4 protein-coding genes are annotated in these 5,591 nt (G+C 65.3%); 3 read left to right on the top strand and 1 reads right to left on the bottom strand.

What is annotated here, in order from left to right:
• From QOI01_RS17925 to QOI01_RS17915, 3 genes are all read left to right on the top strand, one after another.
• The coding region (locus QOI01_RS17925; RefSeq protein ID WP_526383247.1) for a cytochrome P450 at nt 1-224 on the top strand (224 nt) is incomplete at its 5' end.
• Nucleotides 225-281: 57 nt separating this feature from the next.
• Nucleotides 282-2,444, top strand: coding sequence for an Rv1355c family protein (locus QOI01_RS17920; RefSeq protein ID WP_526383245.1), 2,163 nt, complete (start codon nt 282-284; stop codon nt 2,442-2,444).
• 9 nt (nt 2,445-2,453) lie between these two features.
• Nucleotides 2,454-4,331, top strand: a complete 1,878-nt coding sequence (locus QOI01_RS17915) for a putative bifunctional diguanylate cyclase/phosphodiesterase (RefSeq protein ID WP_526383243.1) — start codon at nt 2,454-2,456, stop codon at nt 4,329-4,331.
• Between the two features lie 22 nt (nt 4,332-4,353).
• Here QOI01_RS17915 and QOI01_RS17910 read toward each other — a convergent pair whose 3' ends face one another.
• Nucleotides 4,354-5,022, bottom strand: coding sequence for a class I SAM-dependent methyltransferase (locus QOI01_RS17910; RefSeq protein WP_526383249.1), 669 nt, complete (start codon nt 5,020-5,022; stop codon nt 4,354-4,356).
• Nucleotides 5,023-5,591: the final 569 nt, after the last annotated feature.

Raw genomic sequence — 5,591 nt, 5'->3', positions numbered from 1 at the left:
AGAGCCGCGACCGTAACCGCTGGCAGTACATTCCGTTCGGCGGCGGCCCACGATCGTGCATCGGTGACCACTTCGCGATGCTGGAGGCCACTCTCGGGCTGGCCACGTTCATCAGGCGCGCGGAGATACTTTCACTGAGTGCCGAATTTCCGCTGGCCGTGCCGTTCACGATGGTTGCCGATGGGCCGATATTCGCCCGCATCCATCGGCGGGATCACCTCTAGCAGCCGAGCCGGGCGGCTTCGGCCTGGCGTCACGATGAGCGCAGTTAGGACGGCACGATGAGCGACGCACCGGAGATGGGGATCCACGCCGACGCCTACGCGGCGGTGATACTGGATCCTCGCGACCCCGGCGACCGCGAGGTGCTGGACGGGTTGCGCGCTGATGAGCGCATCACGCTGCTGGACCGTCACGCTCGGGCCCGTCAAAACCTGGCGGAGTTGCGTCCGCTGCCCGATGGGACGGTCTTGGACGAGCCGATGCGGTGGGCCTTCTATCCGTGGCGTCGCAGTGCCGTGGCCGTGCTGGGGCCGCGGGGGTATCGCGCGTTGCGCCTCGACCGCAACCGCAACATGATCACCGCCGCCGAACAGGACCGACTGGGTGCGCTGAAAGTGGGCGTGGCCGGCTTGAGCGTGGGCCACGTCATCGCCCACACCCTGGCAGTCCAAGGGCTGTGCGGTGAGTTGCGGCTGGCCGACTTCGACATCCTGGAACTCTCCAACCTCAACCGAGTGCCGGCGACGGTCTTCGACCTCGGCGTGAACAAGGCCAAGGTAGCTGCTAGGCGCATCGCCGAAGTGGATCCCTACCTGCCGGTCCACGTGCTCGACGAGGGCCTGACCTTCGACAACGCCGACGGGTTCGTCGCCGGACTCGACATCGTCGTGGAGGAGTGTGACGCGCTGGACATGAAGGCCGTCCTGCGCGAGATGGCGCGCTCCCGCGGCATTCCAGTTCTGATGTCCACCAGTGACCGCGGGCTCGTCGACGTCGAACGCTTCGACCTGGAGCCGACGCGTCCCATCCTGCACGGGCTGCTCGGCGAGGTCGATGCGGCGTTGTTTCCCGGGATGAGCAGCCGGGAGAAGATCCCCCACATCCTGCGCCACCTCGACGCCGAGCGTCTCTCGCCGAGGACGGCGGCGTCATTGGTGGAGGTTGACCGGTCGCTGTCCACGTGGCCGCAGCTGGCCTCCGACGTCAACCTCGGGGCGACCGCGTTGGCAGAGGCGGTCCGCCGCATCGGCTTGGGTGAACGGCTGAACTCGGGGCGTGCCCGCATTGACGTCGGGTGGGCACTGGACCAACTCCGTGAACCCGAGATGGCAGGCACGACGTCGATCGTGCCGCCGGCTCCGCAGGCGGATCCGGCCCCCGTCGGGGTGGCGAACATCGTGGCCGCTGCGGCCAACCGGGCACCGTCGGGGGGCAACGTGCAGCCGTGGTCGATCGAGACCGCTGAGAACGGCGTGACCATCGGGTTGGCGCCGGAACGCACGTCGGCCCTGGACGTCGGGTTTCGGGGGAGCGCAGTGGCCGTCGGAGCGGCCGTGTTCAATGCCCGCGTCGCCGCGGCGGCTCACTCACGGCTGGGACCGGTAACGGTGACGAACAACGGCGAGGATGCGCCACTGAGCGCCACGGTGGGTTTCGGCGACGGCGATGACCCCACACTCGGAGCGCTCTATGAACCGATGCTGCTTCGGGTGACCAACCGAGCCCTCGGTAAACCCCTGGAGTTGCCGGCACCCACCATCGTCGCGCTGCAATCCGCCGCGTACGACGAAGGCGCACGGCTGCGGGTGTTGACCGATCGGACACAACTCGAGGCAGCCGCGCAACTGCTGGGAGCGGCCGACAGGATCCGCTACCTCACGGCGAGGCTGCACGCGGAGATGATCGGCGAGCTCCGATGGCCCGGCGATGCCGATCCCGACACGGGAATCGACGTCGGCAGCCTGGGGCTCGATGCCAGCGATGAAGCAGTTTTGGGCATTCTCCGCCGCGCCGACGTGATGGCCCACCTCGCCCAGTGGAATGCCGGAACTGCGCTCGGTGACTTCACCAGGGACCGGGTGTCGACCGCCTCCGGGCTCGGGGTGGTCACGGTGACCGGAACCCGCTTGACCGATTTCGCCCGTGGTGGTTCGTCCGCAGAAGCGGTGTGGATCTGCGCCGAACAGCACGGGTTGGCCGTGCAGCCGATTTCGCCCGTCTTCCTCTATGCCCGCACTTCCGACGAGTTGAGCGCGCTCTCGGCAGAATTCTCTGGCGAGCTGGCCCGGCTGAAGTCTGACTTTCGGGACCTAGCGCGTGTGGACACTGCCGACGAACTCGTCCTGGTGATGCGGTTCACTGCGGCGGATCGGCCCCCCGTGACCAGTCGCCGCAATCGCGACCGAATCAAGTTGTCGCCAGGCTCAGGTCAAGTGACCTAGCGTATAACCATGTCTCGCAGCCTCAACGACGTCGTCACCAGCGTTGCTGGCGAGTTGATGGCTGCCGACACCGACAGTGCCGCCACCATCAGTGACACCGTGTTGGCCGATCTGGCAAATTATCTGAGCCTGGACGTGGCGTTCCTGCGGCACAACGACCACGCCATTCACGCGACCAAGCTGATCGCCCAGTGGCCGATACGGGAAGTGATCCCCGATCCGGACCCGATCGGCGTGGTGTACTTCGCCGACGCCGACCCGGAGTTCGCAGCGACAGAACATCTCAAGGAACCTGTCGTGGTCAGGCCCGAGCAGGCCACTGAAGAGTATCAGCGCCGCATCGAACAGGGCACGGCCGTCCCGCAGATCTCATTGGCGGTTGTGCCGCTGTTGGCGAACGACGTCACCACCGGCACCCTGGGTTTCATCAAGTACGGTGACCGAGAGTGGATCCCGGCTGAACTGGACGCGCTGAAGACGATCGCCACCCTGTTCGCGCAGCTGCAAGGCCGCATCGCCGCCGAAAATCAGCTGCGTTACCTCGGCGAGTACGACGACCTCACCGGCCTGCGCAACCGTCGGTCACTGATGAAGCACCTCGATGGCCGGCTGGCGGCTGAACGCGGCGGTCCCGTGGCCGCGTTGTTCGTCGACCTCGACCGACTCAAGGCGGTCAACGACTACCTCGGTCATGAGGCCGGCGACCGGTTTCTGAAGCTGTTCGCCGCTCGCCTACTCGAAAGCGCAGGAAAGGGCGCAGCCGTCGCCCGTCTCGGCGGGGACGAGTTCGTGGTAATCCCCCGCGAAGCGGCCTCCCTCGAGGAAGCCCGTGCGCTCGCCGAACGAATCCAGACGAGTGTGCGCGAGCGCTTCGCCGTCACTGGTAACAGCCTTCGGCTCACGGTCAGCATCGGCGTGGCGCTCGGCGTTCCCGGGCAGGACACTGCCTCGGATCTGATGCGCTTCGTGGACCAGGCGATCCTGTCCGTCAAGAGCGCCGGAGGTAACGACGTTGCGGTGTTCACCCCCGATCTCGCCCTGAACACCGACCTGCGCAACGACATCGAGTTGCACCTCCGTGGCGGTATCGAGCGGGGAGCCCTGGTCGTCTACTACCTGCCCGAGGTGGATCTGCGCAGCGGTGAACTACTCGCGGTCGAGGCGCTGGTTCGGTGGCAGCACCCCACCCGCGGACTGCTTCTGCCTGGCGCGTTCATCCCGATCGCCGAATCCGGCAATCTCGCCGCCGAACTCGGCCGTCTGGTCTTGCGGTCGGCGTGTGAACACCTGCGCAGGTGGAGGTCCCAGGGTTTGGCACGAGACCTCGTACTGCGTGTCAACGTATCCCCGGTGCAACTCGTCGGACTCGGATTCGTAGACAGCGTCTCGGCGATCATTGCGGAATACGGCGTCGACGCGGCGTCGCTATGTCTGGAGATCACGGAAAGTCTCGTCGTCAAGGACATCGATACGGCCCGCGCCACCATCGAGGGCTTGAAGGGCATCGGGGTGAAGGTGGCCATCGACGACTTCGGCACCGGTTACAGCTCCCTGACGCGGCTCAAGTCCCTGCCGGTCGACATCCTGAAGATCGATCAGAGCTTCGTCCGCGATTTGGGGCACAGCGACCACGATCTCTCCATCGTGCGTGCAATCGTCGCGCTGGCGGAGGCCTTCGAGCTCGACGTAGTCGCCGAAGGCGTGGAAACCGTGATCGCCGCCGAGACTCTCATGAGCCTCGGATGCATGCGCGCTCAGGGATATCTGCTGTCACGTCCGATCGACGACATCGCGATGCAAGAACTCCTCACCAACCCGTATCTGCCGCTGCCGTCATCTGAGCCGACGCCGCCGCCAGCCACGACCCGCAACGGCATGCGCACCTGATCGCCCCAAAAACGGTGGTGCGCTATGCCTTCCGACACGTCAGCAGCAACGCGGGTAGCTTCACCCGGCCAAGCTCATCGACTTCGAAATCGTGCTCGGGCAGATTGGGCACATCCGGAAGCTGAACGGAGACGAAAGCCGGCCGGACGTCGTCGATCTGCCAGTACTTCGCCACCACGTCCCGAACCTCGCGTTCGGTCACGAGGTTCGGCACCGGAAAGGGAGAATCCGGCGGCAGGGCATCCGTGGTGAAGACCAGCATGTACAGCGCAGCGCCGGGCGCGACTGCGTCGCGCACACCGCGAAGGTAGTCGTCGCGTGTTTCCACCGGCAGAGAGTGAAACAGCGTGCAGTCGATCACCGTGTTGAACTCTTCGTCGAACTGCAAGTGGCGGACGTCGCCCTCCACGAACCGCGTCTGGCTCAGGCCGCGTTCTTGCGCTCCCTGGGTCGCTGCGGCAATCGCGACACTGGATATGTCGATCCCGACGGCGTCGTATCCGCGTGAGGCAAGGAGGAACGTCACATCCCCGACCCCGCATCCGACATCCAGGACGGGACTGCGCATCTCACCGGAGTCGATCACGGCGGCGATTTCCGGCTGTGCCTCACCGATGTTCCACGGTGGCGGCCCGGCGAACACGTCGTTGCGGTAGGCGGCGTCCCAATCCATCACTTCGGTCATGGACAGTGACGGTACCCGCGCCCGCTGGCCGCCGCAGCCACCGCCGAAGCGTGATCTGCGGTCGGTCAGATGCGGGATCCAGCAGCGACGCGAACGTGCCGCCGCTGCCTCATTGGCAGTGTCCGTCCATGGCTGAGAACGGTCACGTCTCGACGTGTCCGGTAGGTGCAATACCGGCCAATGCGACGGGCCCTCGTGCCGACCTCTCCGAAGTCCTCGCGACGGTCCCGAGTGCGATCGCTGATCGCAGGGAGTCCGCGGTGGTCGGGTCATTCGTCCCGAGCACCAGTGCGCACGCGGTCTGAACTGTGTTTCTCGGTGCCCTCGGTGAGACTCGAACTCACACTGCACGGGTTTTGAAGTGGTCCCACCTGGGGTTTTGCGCATAACGGCCAAGAACGGCCAGTCACGGCTATTAGCTGTAACTTTAAGTCGCGCAATATCTTTGGCGACGGACAATAACGGACAGAACCGACTCCGGACGAAACTCCTGCGGACCGTCTGCGGACTAGGCTGTTCCCATAAGGACCGGACACTCATACATTCCCCCAACTGTCAAGTGATGTACATCACAT

Origin of the sequence: Mycobacterium sp. (assembly GCF_032162605.1) — a bacterium.
Classification (GTDB): Bacteria; Actinomycetota; Actinomycetes; order Mycobacteriales; family Mycobacteriaceae; genus Mycobacterium.
This window is presented reverse-complemented; position numbering and strand designations above follow the sequence as displayed.